At 58.4% G+C, this 24,499-nt stretch carries 23 protein-coding genes; 20 read left to right on the top strand and 3 right to left on the bottom strand.

Going from position 1 to position 24,499, the window contains the following annotated elements:
* The first annotated feature begins 25 nt into the window (after positions 1–25).
* From DQ397_RS06175 to DQ397_RS06080, 20 genes are all read left to right on the top strand, one after another.
* On the top strand, positions 26–415 hold the full coding sequence (locus tag DQ397_RS06175) for a GPW/gp25 family protein (protein WP_043206628.1): 390 nt from the start codon (positions 26–28) through the stop codon (positions 413–415).
* 13 nt (positions 416–428) lie between these two features.
* Positions 429–2,225: a type VI secretion system baseplate subunit TssF gene (tssF, locus tag DQ397_RS06170; protein ID WP_043206627.1), complete on the top strand. Its 1,797-nt coding sequence runs from the start codon at positions 429–431 to the stop codon at positions 2,223–2,225.
* Positions 2,216–3,157 (top strand): type VI secretion system baseplate subunit TssG, encoded by a 942-nt coding sequence (gene tssG / locus DQ397_RS06165; protein ID WP_178113777.1) that lies wholly within the window; start codon positions 2,216–2,218, stop codon positions 3,155–3,157. Before tssF ends, tssG begins: the two co-directional genes overlap by 10 nt.
* The gene (locus tag DQ397_RS06160; protein ID WP_148921512.1) at positions 3,091–4,935 is read left to right on the top strand and encodes a type VI secretion system Vgr family protein; all 1,845 of its coding nucleotides are present in this window, start codon (positions 3,091–3,093) and stop codon (positions 4,933–4,935) included. The genes tssG and DQ397_RS06160 overlap by 67 nt, the downstream gene beginning before the upstream one ends.
* Positions 4,936–4,947: 12 nt before the next feature.
* A complete protein-coding gene (locus DQ397_RS06155) occupies positions 4,948–5,235 on the top strand; it encodes a PAAR domain-containing protein (protein ID WP_043206625.1) in 288 nt (95 codons plus the stop codon).
* Positions 5,236–5,243: 8 nt separating this feature from the next.
* Positions 5,244–6,275: a type VI secretion system protein TssA gene (tssA, locus tag DQ397_RS06150; RefSeq protein WP_043206624.1), complete on the top strand. Its 1,032-nt coding sequence runs from the start codon at positions 5,244–5,246 to the stop codon at positions 6,273–6,275.
* On the top strand, positions 6,272–6,862 hold the full coding sequence (tssJ, locus tag DQ397_RS06145; protein ID WP_178113776.1) for a type VI secretion system lipoprotein TssJ: 591 nt from the start codon (positions 6,272–6,274) through the stop codon (positions 6,860–6,862). The genes tssA and tssJ overlap by 4 nt, the downstream gene beginning before the upstream one ends.
* Positions 6,859–8,265 (top strand): type VI secretion system baseplate subunit TssK, encoded by a 1,407-nt coding sequence (gene tssK, locus DQ397_RS06140; RefSeq protein WP_043206623.1) that lies wholly within the window; start codon positions 6,859–6,861, stop codon positions 8,263–8,265. Before tssJ ends, tssK begins: the two co-directional genes overlap by 4 nt.
* Positions 8,237–8,857, top strand: coding sequence for a DotU family type IV/VI secretion system protein (locus tag DQ397_RS06135; protein WP_080642040.1), 621 nt, complete (start codon positions 8,237–8,239; stop codon positions 8,855–8,857). Before tssK ends, DQ397_RS06135 begins: the two co-directional genes overlap by 29 nt.
* 309 nt (positions 8,858–9,166) lie before the next feature.
* Positions 9,167–12,289 (top strand): type VI secretion system protein, encoded by a 3,123-nt coding sequence (locus tag DQ397_RS06130; protein WP_178113774.1) that lies wholly within the window; start codon positions 9,167–9,169, stop codon positions 12,287–12,289.
* A 12-nt stretch (positions 12,290–12,301) separates the two neighbouring features.
* Positions 12,302–14,809 carry a type VI secretion system ATPase TssH gene (gene tssH, locus DQ397_RS06125; protein WP_043206621.1) on the top strand — a complete coding sequence of 836 codons (2,508 nt, stop codon included), beginning with the start codon at positions 12,302–12,304 and terminating at the stop codon, positions 14,807–14,809.
* A 10-nt stretch (positions 14,810–14,819) separates the two neighbouring features.
* Positions 14,820–15,554 carry a hypothetical protein gene (locus tag DQ397_RS06120; protein WP_043206620.1) on the top strand — a complete coding sequence of 245 codons (735 nt, stop codon included), beginning with the start codon at positions 14,820–14,822 and terminating at the stop codon, positions 15,552–15,554.
* A 90-nt stretch (positions 15,555–15,644) separates the two neighbouring features.
* Positions 15,645–16,346, top strand: a complete 702-nt coding sequence (locus DQ397_RS06115) for a hypothetical protein (RefSeq protein WP_052352329.1) — start codon at positions 15,645–15,647, stop codon at positions 16,344–16,346.
* A gap of 83 nt (positions 16,347–16,429) precedes the next feature.
* Positions 16,430–17,125 carry a hypothetical protein gene (locus tag DQ397_RS06110; RefSeq protein ID WP_043206619.1) on the top strand — a complete coding sequence of 232 codons (696 nt, stop codon included), beginning with the start codon at positions 16,430–16,432 and terminating at the stop codon, positions 17,123–17,125.
* A 34-nt stretch (positions 17,126–17,159) separates the two neighbouring features.
* Entirely contained in the window at positions 17,160–17,921 is a 762-nt protein-coding gene (locus tag DQ397_RS06105; RefSeq protein ID WP_148921511.1) for a hypothetical protein, read from the top strand.
* Between the two features lie 32 nt (positions 17,922–17,953).
* Positions 17,954–18,640, top strand: a complete 687-nt coding sequence (locus DQ397_RS06100) for a hypothetical protein (RefSeq protein ID WP_148921510.1) — start codon at positions 17,954–17,956, stop codon at positions 18,638–18,640.
* A 124-nt stretch (positions 18,641–18,764) separates the two neighbouring features.
* Positions 18,765–19,529, top strand: a complete 765-nt coding sequence (locus DQ397_RS06095) for a hypothetical protein (RefSeq protein WP_148921509.1) — start codon at positions 18,765–18,767, stop codon at positions 19,527–19,529.
* A gap of 463 nt (positions 19,530–19,992) precedes the next feature.
* Entirely contained in the window at positions 19,993–20,403 is a 411-nt protein-coding gene (locus tag DQ397_RS06090) for a hypothetical protein (protein ID WP_043206616.1), read from the top strand.
* A 103-nt stretch (positions 20,404–20,506) separates the two neighbouring features.
* Positions 20,507–20,839, top strand: coding sequence for a YnfA family protein (locus DQ397_RS06085; RefSeq protein ID WP_043206615.1), 333 nt, complete (start codon positions 20,507–20,509; stop codon positions 20,837–20,839).
* 125 nt (positions 20,840–20,964) lie between these two features.
* Positions 20,965–21,168, top strand: coding sequence for a carbon storage regulator (locus tag DQ397_RS06080; RefSeq protein WP_043206614.1), 204 nt, complete (start codon positions 20,965–20,967; stop codon positions 21,166–21,168).
* Here DQ397_RS06080 and DQ397_RS06075 read toward each other — a convergent pair.
* The 3 genes from DQ397_RS06075 to ngg form a co-directional block, all read right to left on the bottom strand.
* On the bottom strand, positions 21,157–21,384 hold the full coding sequence (locus DQ397_RS06075) for a YheU family protein (RefSeq protein WP_043206612.1): 228 nt from the start codon (positions 21,382–21,384) through the stop codon (positions 21,157–21,159). The genes DQ397_RS06080 and DQ397_RS06075 overlap by 12 nt on opposite strands.
* Positions 21,385–21,471: 87 nt before the next feature.
* Positions 21,472–22,656, bottom strand: coding sequence for an osmoprotectant NAGGN system M42 family peptidase (locus DQ397_RS06070; RefSeq protein ID WP_043206611.1), 1,185 nt, complete (start codon positions 22,654–22,656; stop codon positions 21,472–21,474).
* 98 nt (positions 22,657–22,754) lie between these two features.
* A complete protein-coding gene (gene ngg, locus DQ397_RS06065; protein WP_043206610.1) occupies positions 22,755–24,497 on the bottom strand; it encodes an N-acetylglutaminylglutamine synthetase in 1,743 nt (580 codons plus the stop codon).
* Positions 24,498–24,499 lie beyond the last annotated feature (2 nt).

Here is a 24,499-nt window from a genome sequence, read left to right as displayed (position 1 = left end):
CACGTCCACGCTGAGGGAAGCTGATGTGTCCTTGTTGTCTCGTTTGACCGAACACGAAGTGTCGTGTGACGAAAAGGCATGGCTGCATCAGCTGCTCAGTGAGCTGGAAATGGTGCTGCAGTCCAAGGCGGCAGCACCTGTCGGACCAGGTGGCGAAGACACCATCCTGCAGTACGGAATCCAGCTGGAGCATATCGATGGCTTGCCTCTTGCCCAGAAGCAGGAAGAAATTGGGCGGCGTTTGCTGGAGGCGATCCTGGCATTCGAGCCCCGCATGCACCAAGTGCGACTGCTCGAGCAGCAGCAGTGCTCGGCAGGTATGACCTATTCGTTCGTCGCCGACGTCGGCGATGAAGACATCGCTTTTTCCATCGTCTGGAACGATGCCCTCGATAGCGCAGCTATCCGTCCCTAGACGAAGAGACTCTATGCGTAACTTGATGTCCTATTTCCGCCAGGAGCTGCAGTTGCTCGCGCAGCAGGGAAAGTATTTTTCCCCACGGTTTCCGGGTGTCGCCCAGGCATTGGGTATGTCAAAAGGCAATTTCGACGACCCGCATACCGCACGGCTGATGGAGTCGTTCGCGCTGTTGACCGCGCAACTGCACCAGCGGCTGGACGAGGATGTCCCTGAAATCGCCAACGGCGTGATGCAAAACCTTGCGCCACAACTGCTCAGATCCTTTCCCTCGTCGTGCATCGTGCAGTTTCAGCCGGATGTCCAGCAAGGGGGCATGACCCAGGTGCGGAACATCCCGGCAGGGTTCGAGCTGCAGAGCAATCCCATCGACGGGCAGACCTGTCGGTTCCTGACCCATTACCCCTTGCGGATCTGGCCGGCCCGAGTCGATGACGCGTGCCTTGCGCAGTCACACCTGGATGATACGTGGCAGTTGCGTTTGTCAGTGCAACCCTGGCCAGGGAGTGTCATCCGCGAAAACCATCTGCGCGTTTGGCTGGAGGGCAGCGAAGAACTGGTGCATACCCTGCTGGCCCAGTTGTGCGCGCATGTCCAGCACATCACGGTGCGTCACGCTGGCAAGCGCTTCGATTTGCCAGTGCAGCGCCTTCGACACGTGGGATTCGAGCAAGACGAGCTGTTGTTGCACAAGCAGGCGCGGACCGCGCCGACCCATAGCCTGATGCTGGACTTCGCGCAGTTCGCGCAACGCTTTCATTTCCTGGATCTGCCATTGCCGGAAGAGACAAGTCTTGCCGGGCCGGAGCCCTTGGAATGGGAAATCACGTTCCGGCGCAATTGGATGGCGCCTGCATTGGCTGCTATCGCACCTTTGGTGAGTGCTGCCAACTTCCAGATCAATTGCACACCAGCGCTCAATTTATTCGCATGCCGCGCAGAGCCGATCACCTTGCAGTCGCAAGTCGACGAACATCCGGTTATCGCGGACATGAAAAACCAGAAGAGCGTAGTGTTCTGGGCCATCGAGTCGGTCAGGCTGCGCCAGGTCAAAGGCGATGAAGCGGTCACGACGATCCTTTCGCCACTGTTGGGCCTAGAGGGGTATCACGTCGATGCCGGGCCGGGGCTGCATTGGCAGCTCGTGCAACGAGAGCTACTGCGAAAGGACGGCGCTGGCATCGGCACGTTCATCGCGTTTTCCGACCGCCGTCCCTTGCCCCACTCCGAGCCCTCGGGCGTCGTGATGCTGGAGATTCTTTGCACTAACGGCGCGCTGCCTACGGAAATGGCCAACGGGCACCCTGATGGAGACTTCGTGGCACCGGCCGAGCTGCCGGGGATGACCATTAACGCCCTGACGCGTCCCTCGGCCCCCGTACATCCACCGCAGGGGACGGCCTCGGTCTGGCGGTTGGTTTCCCAGTTGACCCTCAATCATCTGCTGCTGAGCGATCAACAGGGGTGCCAGTATCTCAAGCACAGCTTATCGCTCTACAACCTGAGCCATTGTCCACGCTTTCGCCAAGCGATCGAGCTTGTCCGGGGCCTCCAGATGACCTCGGTCCACGAACGCCTGATCGCCTGCGACCCCCATTCCACGGCACGTGGGCTGAGCATAACGGTCAGCTTCGCCACCCAGGCCCGGACCTTTGGCTATTACACGCTGTTCTGCTGTTTTCTTGACCATCTGCTGGGCTTATATGCCCCAGTCAATGGGTTTTCGCGCTTGACTACCTGCATCGAGGGAGTCGAGGAGTCCCGCCAACAGTGGCCGATCAGGGCGGGGAGGCTTTCGTGGCTGTAAGGCTGTCGGCGGTCAACCGGCATTTTTACCAATATGTACGCCAACTGCTGAACCGCATTGCTGGCGAGCGGCCAGCGGGAAAGAACGAGCTGTTGCAAGACTCGATGGAGATGGTTTCCCCGCTCTCGCTGGAGGCCTCGCCCACTGAAGTCAGTGATGCGCACAAGGTGGAGGGCCGTTGGCGAATCACTGTTTGGCAGCGTGGTCTGGTAGGGGCACTGGGCGCGCTGCCGACGGCTTACACCCAATGGCTGATCGACCGCTACTACACCCGTGGTGAGCGTGCGGCCAAGGCATTTCTGGATCTGTTCACGCATCGCTTGCAGGTGCTGCGTTTTCTTGTCTGGGAGAAAAGCCGGTGCTATGCGCGTGCAGAGCTGCGCGACGAGGTACCACTGAGTACGGCCAGCCGAGCTTTGAGCGGCGTGCTGAACAACCCCCGTGACGAAGCATTGTTGTCGTACCGCTATGCGTCGCTGCTGGCGCAGCCGGTTCGCTCGCTCACGGTGCTCGAAAGCTGGATACAGCAGGTTTTCGACGTGCCAGTGGTGATTCGTCCGTTTACCGGTAGTTGGCAACCAGCCAGCGAATACACGCTGTCGCCCCTGGGCGCAATGAAGTTGCCCCTGGGCCATGCGCCGATGTTGGGGGGCGTGCGTTGGGAGCCGCAAAGCCGTTTTGCCCTTTCGATAGGTCCGGTGGGTTCCCTGCAGGCGCAGTCGTTCATGCCTGGGCGTGACTCGTTGGCGCAGCTGCATCGCTGCCTGCAGTACTTCGTCGGGGCCGATCTTGGCTTCGACATCGAAATCACCATCCATGAGCCGATGCCGCTGCCTGCCGTGCTGGGCAAGCGGCGGTTGGGCATGTGCGCTTGCCTCGGTCAAGGGCAGGTCGAGCGCCGTATCAAACTACCCTGGGAGCTAGTGACATGATCCTCACCAAACTGAGCTTCAGTTCACCCGCGCACGCACGGTGGGAAATCCACCGGGTCGAGGGGCGGGAAGCACTTTCCTCGTTGTTCGAGTACACGATGACCATACGTGCCTACCCCGGTGAGCCCGTCATCGACGCGCTGGGTACCCTGGTGAGTTGTCGGATCGCATCCGCCGGAATCGACCGCTTCATTCACGGCTATGTCAGCAGCGTCAATCAGTGCGAGGAGCACCGCTGGCAGCTCAGTGTGGTTCCGCAACTGGCGGTGACTCGACAACGTCGGAATCTGCGGGTTTTCCAGAACATCAATGTGGTCGATCTGGTGGTTTCGATCTTGGCCGAGTATGGGTTGTCCGCACAGACGACGCACTTGATCGGCGAGTACCCCGAACAACCGTTCTGGTTGCAGTACCAGGAAACCGACTTCGACTTCATATCGCGTCTGCTCGAGCGTGCGGGCATCCACTATTTCTTCCGGCATGCACCCGATGCCCACCACCTTGTCTTGATTGACCATACCGGCGGCTGTGAACGCGCCAAAGGCCCGACATTGATCTGGCAGGAAACATGGCGCGATTTGGAGCTCAACAGTCTTCGAGGGGTGGTCGCGAGTCAGTGGGCGCCGGCACCGCCCGAAGCGGTCGAGCCGGTGCACGGCTGGATCGACAGCGCGGCATTGCCCGTGCTGGACCCCAACGGTGAGCAATGGACGCGTCGGGCTGACAGCGAAGCAAAAGTACGCAACGAAGAAGCCGCGTCGCGGGGCATCCTGCACGCCGATGCAATGGCATTCTGGATGAGTGTGGGAGAACGGGTCAGCCTGGGCAGAAACCCTGCACATGACGGCGAGTACTGTGTGGTTTCGATGGAGATGTTCATCGACAACTGGTCCGCCAACATCAAGGCCGAGCCGGCAAGGCTTGGTCTGCAAGCGAAAAGCCTCAAGCTGCGGCCTCACTGGAAAACACCGGTTCCGGTCATTCCGGGCGTGATGATGGCAACCGTGGTGGGGCCTGCGTCCGAGGCGGTCAATGTCGATGAACATGGCCGTATCAAAGTGCGCTTTCACTGGGATGAAGCGCAGCGTCAGAGTGACTCCGCGTCCTGCTGGATTCGCGCGGCCCAGGGCTGGGCAGGGCCAGGCTTTGGCGCATTCTGCCTGCCCCGAGTGGGCACCGAAGTCTTGGTGAGTTTCATCCAGGGCAACCCCAACAGCCCGGTGGTCACAGGCTCGCTTTACAACGAACGCGATAGCTGGCCGGTGCCGCTGCCAGCGCAAAAGCTCAGCAGTGGGATCACCACGCGCAGCGAGCCAGGCGGCGATACCCGTCATGGTCATCGTCTGGTGTTCGATGACCGAAAAGACGCGGAACTGATCCAGCTGCACTCGGAAAAGGACCTCTCGCTAAAAACCCGGCATGACTTGCTGGCCGAATTCGGCAATGCCGCCCATATCACCGTCGGTACAGGACGAAGCACGCAGATCAAGGAAGGCGATGACCTGTTAGACCTAGGGCAGGGGAGTTACCGCCTCACGGCAAAAGGCGATTGCACCCAGGAGTTCGATGGCCAGCACCGGATAAAAAGCCGCACGGCAGGCAGCACCATCAGTACGGCGAAGGCGTGCCTGATCGAGTCCAACGAGAAGGTGGTCATCAAGGTGGGTAGCAGCGAGATCAGCATCAGCCCTGCCGGTATCTCTCTCAAAGCCCCGCAGATCACCCTCAAGGGTGACGCTTTGACGGTCATCGATGGCGGTCTGATCAAAATTGGATAGTGAGCGCACACCATGAGCCAGCCAGCTGCACGCCTGGGCGATATGCACCTTTGCCCGGTCGCTGATCCTATTCCCCATGTCGGCGGGCCTATCACCGGCCCCGGCAATCCGAAGGTGCTGATCGGTGGCATGCCCGCAGCGGTGGTCGGCGACTTGCTGACCTGCACCGGGCCCGCGGACACCATCGTCAAAGGCAGCGCCAAAGTGTTGATCGGCGGCAAGCCAGCCGCGCGTATGGGTGACCAGTGCGCGCATGGCGGCAGCATCGCTGTGGGATACCCGAAAGTTCTGATTGGATAACAACGCAGATGAGTGAAGAACGTAACGTGCGGATTCAGGCGTTGATGGCGCCAATCGGCTCCGAGGCCCCGGCGGGGCACGACATCGAGTACGACAGCCTCTTTGAGCAGATTCGCCAGGCGCGTGAACACGAGGAGGTGGTGGCCGAGGACGAGTGGGCCTGCGAAGCCAAGGTCGCCGACTGGCAGCAAGTCATTTTGCTCGGAGAGGAGGTGCTCAGGGAGCACTCCAAGCACTTTCAGATCGCTTGCTGGGTGACCCAGGCCTGGATGCACCAGCAAGGGCTGACGGGATTGGCCCAAGGCCTGGCCTTGCTCGAAAGCATGGTGCGCCAGTGGTGGGCGAGCGGCTTTCCGGCCTTGGAGGCCGACGGCGAACCTTATCGGTTGGCGATGTTCGGTCGCCTGGATCGGGACATTGGCCAATGGCTGCTAACCCATTCGATGACCGGCTCGCCGCAGTGCTCGCTGGCTTGGTGGCAGCAGGTGCTTCGTCATGAGCACCTCAAGCGCAGCGAAGAGACGAACACTCCGGACGAATACAGCCTGGAGCAATTTCGTCTGTGGGTGGTTCGGGAACTGGAGGCTGCGCAATTGGATGCTCTGCTTGAGCAGGTCAGGAACTGTCGCAGCCTGTTGCAACCGTTCGCCTACGCGTTGTCCGCGGTCATGGCCAGTAGTGGCGCAAGCGTGATGGCTAAAACCCAGGAAAAGCTTGATGAGTGGGACGCTTTTGTGTCGCGGATGCTGGAATGGTTTGCTCCGCTCGGAGTCAGCGATGAAGAGGTGCAGGCGCCATCCCCCGAGCGTGTGGCGGAACGTGCGGCGCAGGGTGCGCAGTCTCGCGAAGCCGCAATCAGCCAGATGCAGGACATCGCCCGGTATTTTCGTCAGCACGAGCCCTCCAGTCCTGTGCCGATGCTGATGGACCGGGCGGTGCGCTGGGCGAGCATGCCGTTGCAGCAATGGTTGACGGAGATGGTGCGCGACGAGAACTGCCTGAGGGACATCAACCTCGTCCTGGAGGGGCCGCAAGCATGATGCGTCCACTTCGATGGTTTGTGCTGCTGTGCGTTGCGGGTCTGTCTAGCGCGTGTTCGTTGAACGAGGCGCAGCGCCAGAAACTGCTGCAGCAATCGCCACCCTGGTATGCAGAGGCCGGCATCGTGGTCAATGTGAAGACAGAGCCGACGCTCAATGCCTGGAAAGGGCTGGCCAACTCGGTATCGCTGTTGATCCTGCAAGCGCGTGACCAACACAGCCTGAACGCGCTCATCGCATCAGAAAAGGCTGCTCGCGCGTTGTTCAGCGGTGCGGCATTGCCGCCGCAGATCCTTGCGATCGACCGTTTCACGGCTTTGCCTGGCCAGCAGGCCACCCTGCATGTGAACCGTGTCGAGAACGCCCGGTACGTCGCAGTCATCGCTGGCTACTATCCCGTGCCTGGCGCCCAGCAGGCCGCGGTGGTTGCTGTGCCGGTTGAAATCAAGCGGGGATGGCTCGGCTGGAAGGTATCGATCGAGACCTTGCGTTTCTCGACGTTGTGGGGTGAGCGCGCGCTGGTGAAGCTCGAGGGCGCGACGAACCTGCTGCCGACCTCCTCGGATCGACAGGAGCATGGGCAATGATCCAGGCGCAACTACCCGTTTACTGGTACTCCGGGCTCTACCTGCAACCGCAGCATTTCCAGTCGATGGATCTTCATCAAAGCTGGCAGCATGCGCAGCATTGGCGCCATGGCAAGCCGTGGCAGTCAGGGATCGTCAAGGCTCAGGTCAACCCGCACGCCTTGCTCGATTTCACGGTGGAGTTTCACGCTCTGGAAGTGGTGACAGCCGCCGGTGAGTACCTTGCGTATCCAGGCAACTGTCATCTGCAAAAACGCTGTTTTCGCGAAGCCTGGAAGCAGCGTGACAAGCCGTTCATCATTTGGGGTGCGCTGCGCCGGCTCGACCCGCAGCAACAGAATGTCACCGTGCTCGAGCAAGGCTGCGAGCAGCCACTGACGCGCTGGGTCACCGCGACTCCCGAACACACGATGCGTGATCTGTATCACCAGGGCCCGGAAGTCGAAGTGCCGCGTGTCCTTCACAGCCTGCGTCTGCTCTGGGACGACGAGCGCCAGGAGGCATTGAGCGATCAGTGCTTCCCATTGTTGCGTGTGCGTATGCGCGACCATGAAGTGGTCGTCGACGAAACCTACGCGCCACCTGGCATCGTCCTGGACAGTTCCGAGGCCTTGCGTTCGAAACTCGAGCAGATCTTTTTTGAACTGACCCAGCGTACGCAGGGCCTGGCTGAGCTCAAACACTCGTTATGCAGGCTCACCAGCGAAGTCAGCAATGAATCCTTGGTGCTGACCCTGGTCATGCGTTCGCTCAATCGTGCGCTGCCGATGTTGCAGGCCTACCTGGGTGCGCCAGGTGTCCACCCCTGGCAGGCGCACCTGCTGTTGGTCCAGTTGGTCGGCGAACTCTCCACCTTCAACGATGACTGCAACCATTTGGGCCAGTGGCAGCACGATGCGTCGGCAGCGTTGCAGTACGACCACGACCGGCTGTTTGAAAGTTTCGAGCAGGTCCAGCGAGTTTTGCACAGGCTGCTCAACAGCATTGCGCTGGAAAAGAATACCTATCGCACCTTCGAGCGGGACGAGCGAGGGATTTATCAAAGCCGCCTTGATCGGCAAATGATCGCTCAAGCCAAGAGCTTATATATAAAACTTCAAAGCAGCAGGTTCATTGACAACGAGGCGATGGTTCATGGGCTGGATACCGCTAAGCTGGCCGACCCTCAGAGAATGGAGTCATTGATTCAGCATGCATTGTCAGGTGTTTCGCTACGCCTATGTCAGAAAACACCTATAGAGCTGCCTAGGCGTGAAGATACATGCTATCTGGAAATTGATATCCGTGACCCGAATTGGGTAACGGCGGAACAGTTTCAGAAACTCAGTTTCTTCTGGGCATACGCGCCCGATGATTTGAGCGTTCAGCTGGTTTATGCAGGGCGAATTGATGCAGGTCGTTGAGTGTTACCTTCCCTTGATCCAATTCATTGCCAGTACAAAAGCGGATACGGCAGGGGATTTCACCGCATTTCGGCAACAGGTGGAGCGGTACTTGGCCGAAGCCGCACAAGCCAGCGCGATTCTTGTCGGCAAGGATGATCTACATGCCTCGCGCTTTGCCATCATGGCCTGGGTCGATGAATGGGTGCTGTGTTCCGCGTTGGCGCTGCGCCATGAATGGCGCGACCGTTTGCTGCAGTCTGAACACTATCAAACAGTGGTGGGCGGGGAAGCCTTCTTTGCCAGGTTTGATGCTCTGGACACATGCAATCACCAAATACGCATGGTCTATCTGACTTGCCTGTTGCTCGGATTCCAAGGCAAGTATCGCCATCTTGAGCCGGCGCAATTACGGGCACGTATCGCGTCGGCGCGCCAAGCGTTGCCCCACGCCTGGCAAGCCGAACACAGTTGCGCAGAAATAACACCTGTCGACCGTCAAGGCATCAAGCGTAAGCGTCGGCATCTTTGGATATGGCGTTATCGTTTTGTTCTGACCCTGACAGTCTTGTGGGCGATGGTTTCTGTTGGATTGTTGTTCACCTTCTTGTAGTCAAACATGAAAAAGATACTTTCATCCTCCGGCTGGATCTTACTGGCTGGCTTGCTCTTTTTGTTGTGCGCGTTAGTTGCACTCGCTCGAGAGGGCTCGTTGTTTGCTGCCTTGTTTATGTGGGCCGGTGTGCTGTTGGTTATTCTGCTGTTTCGCCTGTTGATGGTGGCGTTCGGCGAACTTCGCGGGCATCCGCGTATGCATCGGTTCCTCGCCGGCTTTCAAGTTTCCCGAAAGGTTTTCTTGTTGCGTGAGCATTGGCGAAGCGGGGCGCGCACATTAAAGCGCTTGAATCGCTTTGGTGCACAAATGCCCTGGTTTGTATTCGTAGGTGGGCGCGATGGCAAGACGACGCTGCTCGACAGCGCACGACTGCCCGTGTTGTCCCAGTTGGATACGCGCGAACGGATACTCCCGACCCGGACATTGAAATGGTGGTTCTTCAAACACCTGTGTGTGCTGGACGTCGGTAGTCATTTCTCAACGGGCAATGCCACGGCACAGCGCAGTTGGAAACGTCTGGTGCGATGGGCCAGGCAGGTTCGGCCACCCCAAGGCGTGCTCGTCTCGATCAATTGCACTGCACTGCAGACGCATTCTCCGGTGCAGCTGCATGAACACGGGCGTCGCCTGCGTGAGCAGCTTGAACATCTGATCAAAGCCTGCGGCCAAGCATTGCCGGTGCATGTCGTGATTACCGGTATCGATGCCTTGCCAGGCTTCAACGCCTGGCAGCGCACGCTGACGGATGAGCAGCGTGAACACGCTTTGGGCTACCAGTGGGAACGCCCACCGGTCGTCGATCGAAACACGTCGTTTCTCGAGCCGTTGTTCGACACGCTCTGCGACGGATTGCTGACCCAGTGCCTGAGCACGCTGGACGCCACGCCGCCTGGCCAGGCCACGGCGCAGCGCCTGGGATTGCCAGGGCGGGTGCAGGCGCTCAAACCCGGCCTGCTGCGTTTCGTGGTCGCGCTCTGCGAACCAGACCCTTACCACGCCACGGGGGTACTCAAAGGCGTGTGGTTGACGGCTGCGCCCGGAATGGCCCAAGCCGGAGAAAAACGCCAGGGATATTTTGTTGCAGAGTTGTTGAGTCAGCGCTTGCTGCAGGCTGCGCAATCGTCGGCAGGGGAGCGGTATGTACGTTGTCCAGGTGTGCACAGGCCGTCGCTGGCTACGGTGGCATTCGCCTTGGCGGCCGGGGCGCTGCTGTGGAGCGGCTGGAAGACGTATCGCCTGTATGACGCACCCCCCGCTTCGAAGTTGCCGGTCAGTGTCGTGCGGCTGGCGCAACTGGATGCAGGTTTCGCTCAGCCGATGCTGCATATGCCTTATGTGCCGTTGATGAGGTATTGGCAGGCACGGCTCGAGCGGCAGATGCTCGAGGCCGGGGGATGGCGCGAAAACGACCAGTCGGCGGCCCAGGTCCTCTGGCAACAGCAGTTCGCACAGGCCGACGCCGCGCAGAAACGGCAAATGATCCTGCAGCTGAGCTCGGCTGTGCTGTTGCAGGAAGCGGTGCTCGATCAGCAGGCATTGCCAGTGCTCGCACCGCTGCACTGGGAGGGCAATCGTTTCTATCCGCTGACGTTCGACAAGACACTCAGCCCAAAGGAAGTGTTGTTGATCACACGGGCGTGGGGGCAGCGCAACCCTCATCGCTTGCCGTTGGCCGAGCAGCGCGCGCTACTGTTGTCGTGGGTCGAGCAGGACCCGGCCTGGACTTGGCTTTTGCAAGGGCGTGACACATTACCGGCATTGCGGTCTGCCCAATTTTGGCCAGATTGGCCCGTGCAAACCGAACTGTCGGGCCTGTGGCTGCAGGCGGGCGAGCGAACAGTGCAAGAAGAAATCACCTTGGTCTCCCGCGCGTTGCACAGCGCCGATCGGCAGCCATTCCAAGCCTTCTGGAAAACCTGGCACTTGCGTCGGCAGGAGGCTTGGCTGGCCTTTATCGGCGATACGATCGCGCAGGTTCACGCACACGCAGAACACCCCCTTGCCAGCGACGAGAGTGTGGCATTGCTCAACGGGCAGGATCCGGCGAGCCGCTTTATCGCGCGCACCGTATCGGAGCTGGCGACCATCCCTGGCGCTGAAAGCCAGACATGGCTGAATGAAATGCGCCGTGTGTCGCACCTACAGGCCCAGTGGCGACCGGCCACCATGAAGGAGCGGTTGTTCGTCTGGGAAAAAGGCGTTCGGGGTTGGTTCTATCGACAGTGGGGTAGCACGCGTAGCCAGGCCTATGCCAGCCAGCAGGACCATGAGGTATGGCAAGCATGGAGGGACAACCTTGCTGCGGCAGTGAACATGACATTGCGGCCTACAGACTTGGCCAGGACGGCGCAAGGGTTGTTCGTTCATCCGGAAAGTGAGGGGCAATCGGCGTCCAACGTGCTGGAGGCGTTGCACGGGGCGTTCACCCAACTTGAGGAACACATGGCGTTGCCCGCCCAGGGGCAGGGCAGCGGCACGGTCTGGGAGCTGTTGCGCACACAGGTTGACGCGCTGACGGCCAATGCCGTTTCGGTCGTGGCCTGTGAACTGGAAGGGCATTGGCAGAACCAGGTCCTGCAGCCCTTGAGTGACCCGCGGCTTCAGCACAACGCCCGTCGCCAGGAGGAAATGGCCTGGCAATTGTTCCAGGGCTTCTTGAAAAACAAGGCCCTGGCGTATCTGACGCCCGGCCAATCGGGGCTTTCGCCGAAGTACTGGCAGGACAGCGCGATACCGTTCACGACGGAGTTCCTGCAAGTGCTCAACAGTGCGACTTCCTCCCAGGATCTGGAGCGTCTGCCGCTGCGCGAACAAACGCGCAATCAAGATGAACTCTCAGCGCAGCAAGCTGAGCTGGCAAGGCTGAAGGACCTGGGCGCGGCGATGAGCGAGCAATGGTTCGAAACCCGTGTCACCACCCAACCAGCCACCATTCCTGGTGGGGCAGCGCTGATGCCGATTGGTACGAAACTCGGTTTGTCTTGCGGCAAGCAGACCACAGCGCTAACCAGCGCAAACCTGTACGAGGAGCGTGTGTTTCGCTGGGCGCCGGGCCAGTGTCAGAGCGTGAGTTTGTCGGTGGTGTTTCCACAAGGCGAGTTGAAGCGCCAGTGGCTTGGGGACGATGCCTGGCCGCGATTTCTCCAGGAGCTTGCAAGCGGCGAGCACCGTTATGCGCTGGAGGCGTTCGAGGCTGCCGATCCCTTGGTGTTTTCGCTGCAAGGCGTCAACGAGATTCTCGTACGTTTTTCCTTGGAAGGGCATGAGCGCGCCTTGGAGCGATGGCGTGCCTGGCAACAAGTAAGGCAGGCCATGGCACCGGTACGGGGGCAGATCTCGGCTTTACAAGATGCTGCAAAGCAGCATGGCAATTATTTCACCGGCAATTTGACGGCTCTGCCCGTCAGCGCCGTCCAGTGTCGACGTTAAGGGCTACGGGTTATGCACGATACATTGAGATCACGGGTGGCTTCGTTGTCGATCGAAGCGCGCAAGGCTCTGGATGAAGCAGCCTTGCGTGCCAGCGAGGCCGGACATTTCGAGATCACCTGCGATCATTTTCTGTTTGCGCTGATTGGCCAGCAGCCCCGCTTGGCTGAAGGGCTTTCGCGCCATTGCGGCCTAGATCTTCAGGCGCTGCAGGTCGAGCTGAAACGCCGATTGCAGGATCAACCAGACGGTAATGCCCAGAGCGTAGTGTTTTCCGAGTCGTTGGTCGGTGTCTTGGACGACGCCTGGGAGCGTGCTTGTCTGCAATGGGGGCACTCGTCGATTGGCGTGGCGTGTTGCTGGGCGTCATGGTTCGAACAGAGCGGATCGCATCATCCGGAAGTGGCCTCGCTGCGCGCCTGGCTTACCTGCGATGCGTCTGCGGCAGTGGCATGGTTGCGCACCCAAGGTCATGGGCAGCCGACGTCTGGACAGGAAGTCGGGGCGCTGAAGGCGTATGGCCACAACTTGACGCAGCAAGCGCGTGAGCAGCGCCTTGACCCTGTCATTGGGCGCGAAAAGGAAGTTCGCCAGGTCATCGATGTCTTACTGCGTCGTCGCCAGAACAATCCGCTGCTGGTCGGGGAACCCGGTGTGGGAAAGACTGCACTGGTAGAAGGGGTCGCGCAGCGCATTGCGGCCGGCGACGTGCCGCAAGTCCTGAAAAACTGCGAAGTCTACAGCCTGGACCTTGGGCTGCTGCAGGCAGGGGCGAGTGTCAAAGGTGAGTTTGAAAAGCGGCTACAAAGCGTGGTGGAAGAGGCTGCGGCTTCGCCTGTACCGGTTGTGCTGTTCATCGACGAAGCCCATCGACTGCAAGGCGCAGGCGGCATGGCCGGGCAGAACGATGCAGCGAACATGCTCAAGCCGGCGCTCTCCCGAGGACAGCTTCAGGTCATCGCCGCGACCACATGGGCCGAGTACAAGAGCATCTTTGAAAAAGACGCCGCGCTGGCGCGCCGTTTCCAGTTGATCAAGGTCGAGCCACCGAGCGAAACATCCGCCATTGCGATGCTGCGCCATGTCGCTCCGCTGCTGGAGCGGCACCATGGGGTGACCATTCTCCACGAAGCGATCGAAGCGGCCGTGCGCTTGTCGACGCGCTACATCATCGATCGCCAGTTGCCCGACAAATCCCTGGCATTGCTCGACACAGCCTGTGCACGGGTCGCGCTCTCGCAAACCCATGTTCCGCACGCCTTGGAAGACCTGGACGCACAACTGGCCAGTCTGGGCAGCCATCGGGATTGGTTGGCGCGCGAGAAGCGCGAGGTTCGGCTGCTGGAGGAGCTTGTCAACACCCAAGCACGGCTCCAGCGAGCTCGAGAGGATGTTTATCAGCAATGGCAGCAGCAAAGAGCCTGGGTACAAGAAACGCTTGCCGGATTGCCCGCTGGCGATGCCGCCAGCCGATCCCTGGCCGAGGCGCATGAACAGCAGGTGATGGTCCATGCCCACGTCGATGCGATGTGCGTGGCGCATGTGCTTTCGGGCTGGACCGGAATCCCGCTTGGCAAGCTCAAGGAACGCACGCAAGCCAGCGAAACGACGTTGCTCGGCCAGCTGCAAACCTACGTGGCCGGTCAGGAACCGGCATTGAAGGCGCTGGCCCGCAAACTGTTCATCACCCGAGCGGGGCTGCAGGCACCGGACAAGCCGGCTGGAGTGTTCATGCTGGCCGGCCCCTCGGGGGTGGGCAAGACAGAAACGGCATTGGCATTGGCACAGGTGTATGGCTCAGGGCCAGAGAGCCTGATCACGCTGAACATGTCCGAATATCAAGAGGCGCATACGGTCTCTGCACTCAAAGGGGCACCGGCCGGCTACGTAGGCTATGGCAAAGGCGGAAGATTGACCGAAGCGGTCAGGAAGAGACCGCACTGCGTGCTGTTGCTGGACGAATTCGAAAAAGCTCACCCCGACGTACGCGAGATGTTCTACCAGGTCCTGGATAAGGGCTGGATGGAAGACGCCGAAGGGCAACGCGTGAGTTTCCATGATGCCTGGGTGGTGATGACCACTAATGTGGGATCGGAACTGCTGACTGAATGTCGTGCGGACGATGAGGTGATGTCGCATGTTCGCCAAGCCTGTGCCCAGGTGTTCAAGCCGGCCTTCATGGGGCGTGTGAATCTACAGGTCTATCAACCGCTGTGCCTCGAACAGTTAATGGCAATTGCCCGGCTCAAACTGGACAAGATCGTTGATCGCGTCGGTGAAGCCTCCCGAGGGTATATGCAGCTGGTCGTTAAACCGGCCATTGTCAAAGCGATTGCAACGGCGTGCCGTGTGAGCGAAAGCGGGGCGCGAGAAATCGATGAACTGATCGATGAACACGTGCTTCCCGAGCTGGCAAGGGTGGTAGCGGCCGAACAGGGGAAGACAGGGGTGCTGACTCTGTCGTTTTCGAAAAACCGCTATCAATGTCAGTGGAAAAACCTTTCGGCGGTCGAAGCGTAGGGGGCAAGAAATGAGCATCTTCAGTTCCAAGGCAGCGTATAAACACGCCATGCCGTCGGTTTCCAACTTTGAAATGCGTGGCGTCCTACCTGGCCCGCGGTACTCGACGAATCCAGCGACAGAGTCCAAGTTGGGTGAATGGGCGAATCTTTCTGCTAAGGGCCTTTGCCTGGTGCACGCGATCAGGACTGACCATGGCCTCTCGAGTGAATTGACGAGAAGGCCCGCTGAGGAGGTATTCCAGCGGTGGGACGTGTTCTCGACCTCCTTGATAGCCTGTCCGAGCGGTAAAGCTGGAAGGCAACAGGCGCCACTCGGAACGTTTGCCGCGATTGGACTGATATTGGAGGTCCCGCCTGAAAATATCTTGGGTACTTTCAGGGGGGATGTGTACTTTCCCACCCATGAAACGGGTGAGAAGAATAAGTTTGCCCGATCCGTATTGTCTGGGCGTTCGGCCTATAAAGACAAGCCGTTGGGGCGGCGCGTTTATATAAAAGGCGGCTACAATCGTATCGAGACGCCTGAGTGGGTGGCGTCGAAGATTTATATATACAGTGAAGTTCTCGTCGTGGGCAGGCCGGGATTCAAGTTGCACTACGCAATGACCAAGCCCATCAAGGTCGTCGGTATTCTCCACCATCAGAATTGCGAGTTGTCTTTGCGTGACCTGCCTTGGGAAAGGGTTGCGTTACTGCGAAGGTTGTGTGAGTTAAATCCGACGTTGCCGCTTAGCGTTGTTTAAGACTGTCGAGACGTGATCAATCGCCGATCAATCGAAGTGGCGAATGGTCGAATATTATCTGTTTGAACAAAATCTGAAAGTGAGAGACTCATGACTGATTTAAAGTCCAAGTTGGCAACTGCTACGTCGTCTTTGCTGCGGCGGCGACCCGCCAACACCAAGGTCAATATGCATGGCAAGGCATGCACGCCAAAATATTCCCTCGACCCCAAATTGGAACAGCGATTGACAACGTGGGAAGACCTGGATGATCGCGACCTTTTCTTGGCACATCCCGTGACGCTGGAGTGTTTCTTGAGCAGTGATCTGAGTCGGCGAACAGCGGAGGATGTTATCGAGGAGTGCGATGTGTTTTCCACCTCATTGGCTTCGTATGGCAACCCTGCCTCGGTACCGTGGACTCGCGGGGTTGGCCTGATTCTGGACATAAATCCTCAAAATATTCTCGGGACGTTTACTCGGCCTGTCGGGCTGCCGTTTCATGGACGGACCTCTAAGTATCAGTTGGCCCACAGCATAGAGGCAGGTATTAGCCAGAGCGGAAAGATAATCAAAGGCGGGTATCGCAAAATTATGACGCCGGAGGAGCTGCTCAAGTACAAAAATGTTGGCAATGAAGTACTGGTCATTGGTCGGCCCAACACGCATGTGCATTTTGCCCAGACGCGCAAAATCAACGTAAAGGGTGTGGTAATTGTCAATCGGAACGATAGTGAAAAACTGCGTGAAGATTTTAATTTGATTAGGCTGCTGCGAGTGCAGAATCCAGGCCTTGAAGTCTATTCCATGTAAGACCTTGTTGAGGAATTGTAGAGGTGCGGTGCGTTCATACATGCTGACGTGCCATCATATACGAACGGGCACTTGAACTATCGATGGGCAGGTTGAGCGACGCGGGGCGGCTGCACCCCAAATACTCTTATGATAAAAGTGTCGAGCACGCCCTGGGTCAATGGGAGCGACTGGCGGAGCAGAACAGATTTCTCGTGCATGCTTTCGACCTGGATAAGTTCGAAAGAGGCGACCTTTCGAAGAGACGGGCCGAAGACGTTTTCAAGTCGTGGGATGTCTTCTCCACCAGTCTGGTGGACTCCCTGCGGGTCTTCAGGTACAGACGCCGATATAAAAATACAGGATCAGCCATTCCAACCCAAGTATTCGGCGAGCTGGGTTTCATTCTGGAAGTGCCGCCGCAAAATATTCTGGGAACCTTCCCGGAAGATGTCATGTTTCCGACGCACCTTCCCAGTAAGGATTTTAAGTTTGCCGATGCAATACTCAACGGTGTCTCCAAGCTATTTTCGCAAAGGCTGGTGGAGAAATACAATAAGGTCGTTCCGCCAAGCGACATCATTGGGCGAACGGCGTTTCATAATGAAGTGCTGGTCGTCGGCAAACCTAATGTGAATATATATTGCACGATGACGCAACCGATCAGGGTGCGCGGTATTCTTTACGCGCCTAAATTCGAGGTTGCGGGAAATGATCGGGACCGATCGAGTTTCGAACGGTTGGATTTTATAAGTCGCCTTCGTCAGTTGAATCCAGGGCTTGGTGTTGTACAGGTCTAAGGCGTGGGCTAATACGAGGTGTCATGTGAGGTGGTTGAATAAAATACGCGTCAGTTCGAGATTCGAAGCGCTATCGGGAAAGGATTCCAAAGCTGCTTTTACCTTCAAACCGGCGACTGCCTATCCAGCATATTCTTTTGACAAGAAAGTCGAAAAAAATTTGCAAAAGTGGGGGCGTATTTCCGAGATGGGGCTGTGCTTGGTGCATGCCGTGGGCGAGCACGCGCTGGACGACAGTGAGCTGTTCCAAGGGCGCGCACAGCACGTCTTGAGCGGGTGGGATGTCATTTCAACGTCGTTGATCAGTCGCAGACGGCCATGGGCGCAAGTGCAGATCCGCAATCGGGATCCAAAGATCGCCCGGCTGCTAAGGAAGCCTCCGACGATGTATGCAAATGTCGCGTTGATTCTACAGGTACCGCCAGAAAATATTCTGGGAACCTTCCCAACGGACGTCTTCTTCCCAACGCATGAACCGGCAAAAGACTACAGGTTTGCGAGTGCAGTTTTAGGAGACAGAAGTACAGCGCGTCCGGTATTAGGAGGGGCATATACTCAGATTGAGTCGCCGCGCAGGATAATGGAAAGGACCGGGAAAGAGATGCCGGGTACTAAGTATAACGAGATTCTCGTGGTGACCCGCCCTCATGTCAGGGTGCACTTTTCGGAAACGAAGAACGTTGAAGTGAAGGGTATTATTTACACTCAAGGAAGTTGTGGTCTCAGTCCGTCGGAAGCCGAGGTGCTTCAGCGCTTGCGCGAATTGAATCCCGATCTTCCAGTCGAGGAAGGGTAAGCCTGACTTGGCGAACAGTGTGAATCTGAGCGATGGTTTCGAAAGCGAAAGAGCGAAAACTATATTCCAATCGCACCGCGATGCAGCAGGTTTTATCGCAGTGGGAGAATCTCGACCGCCAAGGCATGATGCTGGTGTGCCCCTTCACCTCCATCACGGCTTTATGTGGCTATGAATTGCCAGTCATCCAACAGTGGATTGATCGTCATTGGGTACTGTCCACGTCATTGGTCAATCCGAGCGACATCGAAAAGCAACGGAAAAGCTATCGGCGAATGAATAGGGACGGGCATTTATTTTCCGGTATGCCGGAGGAACTTGGTATTGTGCTCGACGTGCCGCCGCAAAATATCCTACGTGCTGCGGCGGCACCGATGATGACTCGTACCCGAATCAATCAGCAAAAATTCATATTGGCAAACAATGGATTATTCAGTGTTGAAGGTCCAGATATTACGTCTCAGACGGATGCCTCCTTCAACGTTGTTACACCCAAAACGCTAATGAAATCGACCCGTTGGCAGCATAATGAAGTTTTGATCATGGGCAAACCCAACCAACATGTACATGGTGTTGTCACGCAGAGAGTCATCGCCAAAGATATCGTGGTGCTTTCGAAGGACACGCAGTCCGAGTTTTCCGATGAAAATCGGAAGTTGTGGTTGGGTTTTCATACGGCGAATTACTTCAGGGGGGCCTATGCGCCGGCGAGGCGTTAAAGGTCGGAAGAAAGCTAATGATGGTGCGGGGCGCCGTACTGCCGCCTGAAACTCCGGTGTGGACATTGTTTGTTTGAAGTTTGGGCACGTTTGATGCCTTTGCATAGTATTCTTGAGAGGTTGGATGAAAGTATCCCAGGTTATACGAAGACTGAATTGCCTTTCGGTTGCAGAGCCCAAGACGGCTTTCAGTTCAACGCGAGCATCCTTTACGCCTAGATTCTCTTTCGACGAAAAAGTGGAAAGTGATTTGGAGGCGTGGGGGGACATTTCGAAATATGGGCTGTGTCTGGTGCATGCTTTGGGCATTAGCTCTTTTGGGGGCGAGTTATTCCAAAGAAGAGCGCAGGATGTGTTGAGGGGGTGGGACGTAATTTCCACGTCCATGATTGCACGTAATCGTATCCGGCGACAGGCCCAAGCACACAATCTCCCAAACCGGATTCTTCGACAGATCGATAGCTGCAATTGTCTGTACGCCAATCTGGGGCTGATTTTAAAAGTACCTCCCCAAAATATATTAGGTACTCACGAGTATGATGTTTTCTTTCCGACTCATGCGCCGGCGGCACACTACGAATTTGCATCTCGAATACTGGCAAGGCGAACGGCAAAAGGAAAGCTTTTCAATGAAGACCTGTTTACCAAGATTGAGTCACCTGCCGAGATCCTGAAGAAAACCATCACGCCAAGTGCCGTGTACAACGAGATATTGGTCGTTACCCGACCCAATGTCAGGGTGCACTTTTCGGCGACGGAAGAGGTTAGGGTGCAAGGCATTATTTACTCGCAGCATGGAAACGCTTTCATCCGAGACAAAAGGCGGGATCAGTTTATGCTAGACCGGTTGTGTCAGGTTAATCCGGATTTAACTGTCGAATACATATGAGTCTGGTTGTCGGCCTCGATTTTCCTCGCCGCTGGTTGTTTTCATACACCGCCATACTCGATCTGTCAGTGTACATACCATTTGCGCAAAATCTTGCTAGTAGGCTCTTCGCATGGGATGTTTCAGGTTTCGATCGCGCGCAGAATCTCTCTCTGCGGGCTTGGCGAAGGCGGCATTCAAGCCACGGTCGTCGTGTTCATCGCCGTTGTATTCCTTCGACGAGCAGGTCGAGCGCGATTTACGTGAGTGGGGACGGCTTTCAGAATATGGCCTATGCCTGGTTCATACGCTCTGTTTGAATGGATTTCAGGCAGGCGCGCTGTCAGCGGGCAGGGCACAGGATGTCTTTAGATCCTGGGATGTGATTTCAACGTCTTTGGTCATACGCAGGCGTCTGTGGGCACACAGTATGATGCGCAGGAACCGTGCAGGCTTTGTGCAGATTTCGTCTCAGGTGACACCCATGTGTCATTCGGTGGGTTTTATATTGGATGTGCCGCCTGAAAATATCCTCGGCACGTTCTCGCGGGATGTACTTTTTCCTACCCATGCATCAGCCGATGGATACGAGTTTTCCGATGCAGTGCTTAACGGGTTCGAGCAAAACATGATGTGGGCGGGTGGCTTCAGACACATCGAGCCGCCGTTCGAGATATTGCACCATACCCGAGGTCACGGTGTTTTTTCGGATTATAACGAAATCCTTGTGGTGACCCGACCGTGCGCCAAAATACATTTTACGATGACGAAAGAAGTTGGCGTCACCGGGATCTTGTATTCCCCAGACAATAGAGGCGCTGATGCCACTGATGACATCAGACTATTACATGCAATGCTTGCATTGAATCCTGAATTACAAATCGAGCTGGCCTGAGAACTTCTGCGGTTGCGATGGAACGGTAACCCCTGAGAGCCCTCCATGCTTTGCTTCCGCCTCCGTTATGCTATGCGTCGTTCAAATGGGCAGGATGGCCGGTGTGATCAATTACCTATGGTTTTTCTTGGCGGCGCTGTTCGAGATTGGCGGCTGCTATGCATTTTATCTCTGGCTGCGCCTGGGCAAGAGCGCTTGGTGGGTAGCGCCTGCGCTGGCCAGCCTGACGGTGTTCGGGCTGATTCTCACCCGTGTCGAAGCGGCGTATGCCGGCCGTGCCTATGCCGCCTACGGCGGTATCTATATCGTTGCCTCGTTGCTCTGGCTGGCGTTGGTGGAGCGTGCGCGGCCAATGACTAGTGACTGGTTAGGGGCACTGCTCTGCGTGGCCGGTGCAACCCTCATTGTGTTCGGGCCGCGGTTGCAGCAAGGGTGATGCAGGCAAGGCTGTAGGTGAAATCGCGTGTTTGTGTGGGATGCGTCTATTTCACCTGCGTAACGTTGTGCGGTTGAAGGCGCCACAGGCAGTCTCTGGTTTTCCGTTGGATTGGAGGGTCAGACATGTTGGTGATAGGGCGTCAGGTGGGGCAGGCGATCAAGATCCGGGACGACATCACGATTCGGGTGTTGTCCGTGCAAGGGAGTGAACAGGTGCGTCTGGGCATCAAGGCACCTGCTGATATCACGGTAAACCGGGAAGAGATCAGTGACAGCGTCAAACAAGCCCTGGCGCAGCGGCGCCAGGGCAAGCAGTCAGTCGAATAGCTCCCTGGGCACTTCGTGCTTGGCCAGCAATTGGCATTGCTGACTTTCAAGATCGAACAAAATGAACGCCTGACCTTTGGCCAGTGCCTGGCGGACCCGCAGTACGCGGGTTTCCAAGGGCGTGTCGTCGCCGTTATCGGTGCCGTCGCGGGTTACGAAGTCCTCGATCAAACGGGTGAGGGTTTCGGCTTCGAGTTGGTCGTAGGGGATCAGCATGGTCACAAAGTCTTGGCTGGGATGGGGGCATGCTACGCCAATCGCGCAGGGCTTGCCTCAGGTGCTGTGCCTCCTCGCGCCAAGCGCTCAAGGCTTGTTGCCAACCAGGCTGTCCACCGCCGGCACCCTTGTCTCGCTTTCCATCTGGGCATCATGCTCCAGCTGATGGCTGAAGCGCTCGAGCGATGCATTTGCAGGGTGCGAATCGCTGGCGAATACCGGTGGACTGAGCAGATAAGCCGCCAACAAGCGGCTCAGGGCAGCCAGGCTATCGATATGGGTCCGCTCATACCCGTGGGTGGCATCGCAACCAAACGCCACCAGCGCGGTGCGGATATCGTGGCCGGCCGTGACGGCCGAATGGGCATCGCTGAAGTAATAGCGGAAGAGGTCACGACGCACCGGTAGGTCGTGGTCGCCAGCCAGTTTCAGAAGGTGCCGTGAGAGGTGGTAATCATAAGGGCCTGAGGAGTCCTGCATGGCCACGCTCACGGCATGTTCGCTTGAGGCCTGCCCGGGTGCCACCGGAGCGATGTCGATGCCGACGAACTCGCTCACGTCCCAAGGCAGCGCTGCCGCGGCACCAGAGCCTGTTTCTTCGGTGATGGTGAACAGCGGGTGGCAGTCGATCAACGGTTGCTGGCCGCACTCCACCACGGCCTTGAGTGCTGCCAGCAGTGCTGCCACGCCAGCCTTGTCGTCCAGGTGGCGCGCGCTGATATGACCGCTTTCAGTGAACTCCGGTAGCGGATCGAAGGCGACGAAGTCGCCGATGGCTATCCCCAGTGCCTCGCAGTCGGCGCGGGTAGCGCAGTAAGCGTCCAGACGCACTTCCACATGCTCCCAACTGATCGGCATCTGATCGATGGCCGTGTTGAAGGCATGCCCGCTCGCCATCAGCGGCAGCACACTGCCGCGGTACACGCCTGTGTCGGTGAACACGCTGACGCGACTGCCTTCGGCGAATCGACTGGACCAGCAGCCCACCGGGGCCAGGGCCAGACGGCCGTTATCGAGCAGTTGGCGCACGCTGGCGCCGATGGTGTCCAGATGCGCCGAGACGGCGCGGTCGGGCGTGTTCTGACGGCCTTTTAGCGTCGCGCGGATGGTGCCGCGGCGGGTCAGTTCGAAGGGGATGCCCAATTCGTCCAGGCGTTCGGCCACGTAGCGTACGATGGTGTCGGTAAAACCGGTGGGGCTAGGAATGGCGAGCATTTCCAGCAGCACGCGTTTGAGGTACTCGAGATCGGGTTCGGGGTGTCCGTTAGACATCAGGTACTCCTTGGGTTAACGCTGTTCTCTCGCGGGTAAGCCCGCTCCCACAGAGCTGCGCCGAGCCCAATGGGAGCCGGTTTACCTTGTGCACGGTTTCATGTCGGTGCTTGGCTGTGGGGAAAGAGCAGGTCGACGAAGCGCTCGGCGGTCGGTTGCGGTTCGTGGTTGGCCAGGCCCACCCGCTCGTTGGCTTCGATGATCACGTAGTCCGGCTGCTCGGCATCGCGCACCATCAGGTCCAGGCCCACCACAGGAATGTCCAGGGCGCGCGCGGCGCGCACGGCGGCGTCTGCCAGCACCGGATGCAGGCGCTCGGTGACGTCTTCGAGCGTGCCGCCGGTGTGCAGGTTGGCGGTGCGGCGCACGGCAAGGCGTTGTCCTGCCGGCAACACGCTGTCGTAGTCCAGGCCCGACGCACGCAAGGTGCGTTCGGTCTCCTCATCGAGCGGGATACGGCTTTCGCCTCCGGTGGCAGCCTGGCGCCGTCTGCTTTGGGCTTCGATCAAGGCCTGAATGCTGTGTTTGCCGTCCCCAATCACCTGGGCCGGGTGACGGATCGCTGCCGCCACCACTTCGAAGCCGATCACCACGATGCGCAGGTCCAGACCAGGGTGATAGCTTTCGAGCAGTACCCGGCTGTCGAAGCGTTGAGCCTGCTCGACGGCCTGGTTGATCTCCTCCAGAGTGCCCAGGTTGACTGCGACACCTTGGCCTTGTTCGCCATCCACCGGCTTGACCACCACCGCGCCGTGCTCTTCGAGAAAAGCCAGGTTGTCATCGGCATTACCGGCCAACTGTTGAACCGGCACGCGCAGACCGGCGGCGTCCAGAACGTGCTGGGTGAGACGTTTGTCCTGGCACAAGGTCATGCTCACGGCACTGGTCAGATCGCTCAAGGATTCGCGGCAACGGACACGGCGCCCGCCCAGGCTCAGGGTGAACAGGCCTGCGCTGGCGTCGTCGACTTGCACGTCAATGCCGCGCCGGTAGGCCTCGTCGACGATCAGACGGGCGTAGGGGTTGAGCGAAGCCTCTGGGCCAGGGCCGAGGAACAGTGGCTGGTTGATGCCGTTCTTGCGCTTGACTGCAAAGGTCGGCAGGTTGCGAAAGCCCAGCTTCTTGTACAGGCGCTTGGCTTGGCGGTTGTCGTGCAACACCGACAGGTCCAGGTAGGCCAGGCCGCGGCTCATGAAGTGCTCGACCAAATGACGCACCAGCACTTCGCCTACGCCTGGGCGGGTGCATTGCGGGTCGACGGCCAGGCACCACAGGCTGCTGCCGTGTTCAGGGTCATCGAAGGCCTTGCTGTGGTTCAGCCCCATGACGCTGCCGATCACAGCGCCCGTGTCCTCGTCCTCGGCCAGCCAGTACACCGGCCCGCCCAGGTGATGGGGGGTGAGCAGCTCTGGGTTGACCGGCAGCATGCCGCGTCCTTGGTAAAGGGCGTTGATGGCATGCCAGTCAGCGTCGGCCTGGGCCCGGCGGATGCGAAATCCGCGGAACACGCGTTGCGCAGGGCGGTAGTCGGTGAACCACAGGCGCAGGGTGTCCGAAGGATCGAGGAACAACTGTTGCGGGGCCTGGGCCAGCACTTGTTGGGGAGCGGCCACATACAGAGCGATGTCTCGCTCGCCGGGGCGCTCGTCGAGCAATGCCTCGGCGAGCACGGCCGGGTCCGGGTAGGTGTGGCCGATCAGCAGCCGGCCCCAGCCGCAATGTACCGCACGGGGTTGGCCGTGGGGTTCGCTGCCGTCACCGGCCAATTGCGCCTGCAGGCGCTCGTAGGAGGGGGCTTGTCCGCGGAGCAGGCGCTGGCCATAGGCTGTTTGCGCTTTCATCG

Source organism: Pseudomonas sp. CK-NBRI-02, from assembly GCF_008124495.1.
GTDB classification, from domain to species: domain Bacteria; phylum Pseudomonadota; class Gammaproteobacteria; order Pseudomonadales; family Pseudomonadaceae; genus Aquipseudomonas; species Aquipseudomonas guariconensis.
This window is presented reverse-complemented; position numbering and strand designations above follow the sequence as displayed.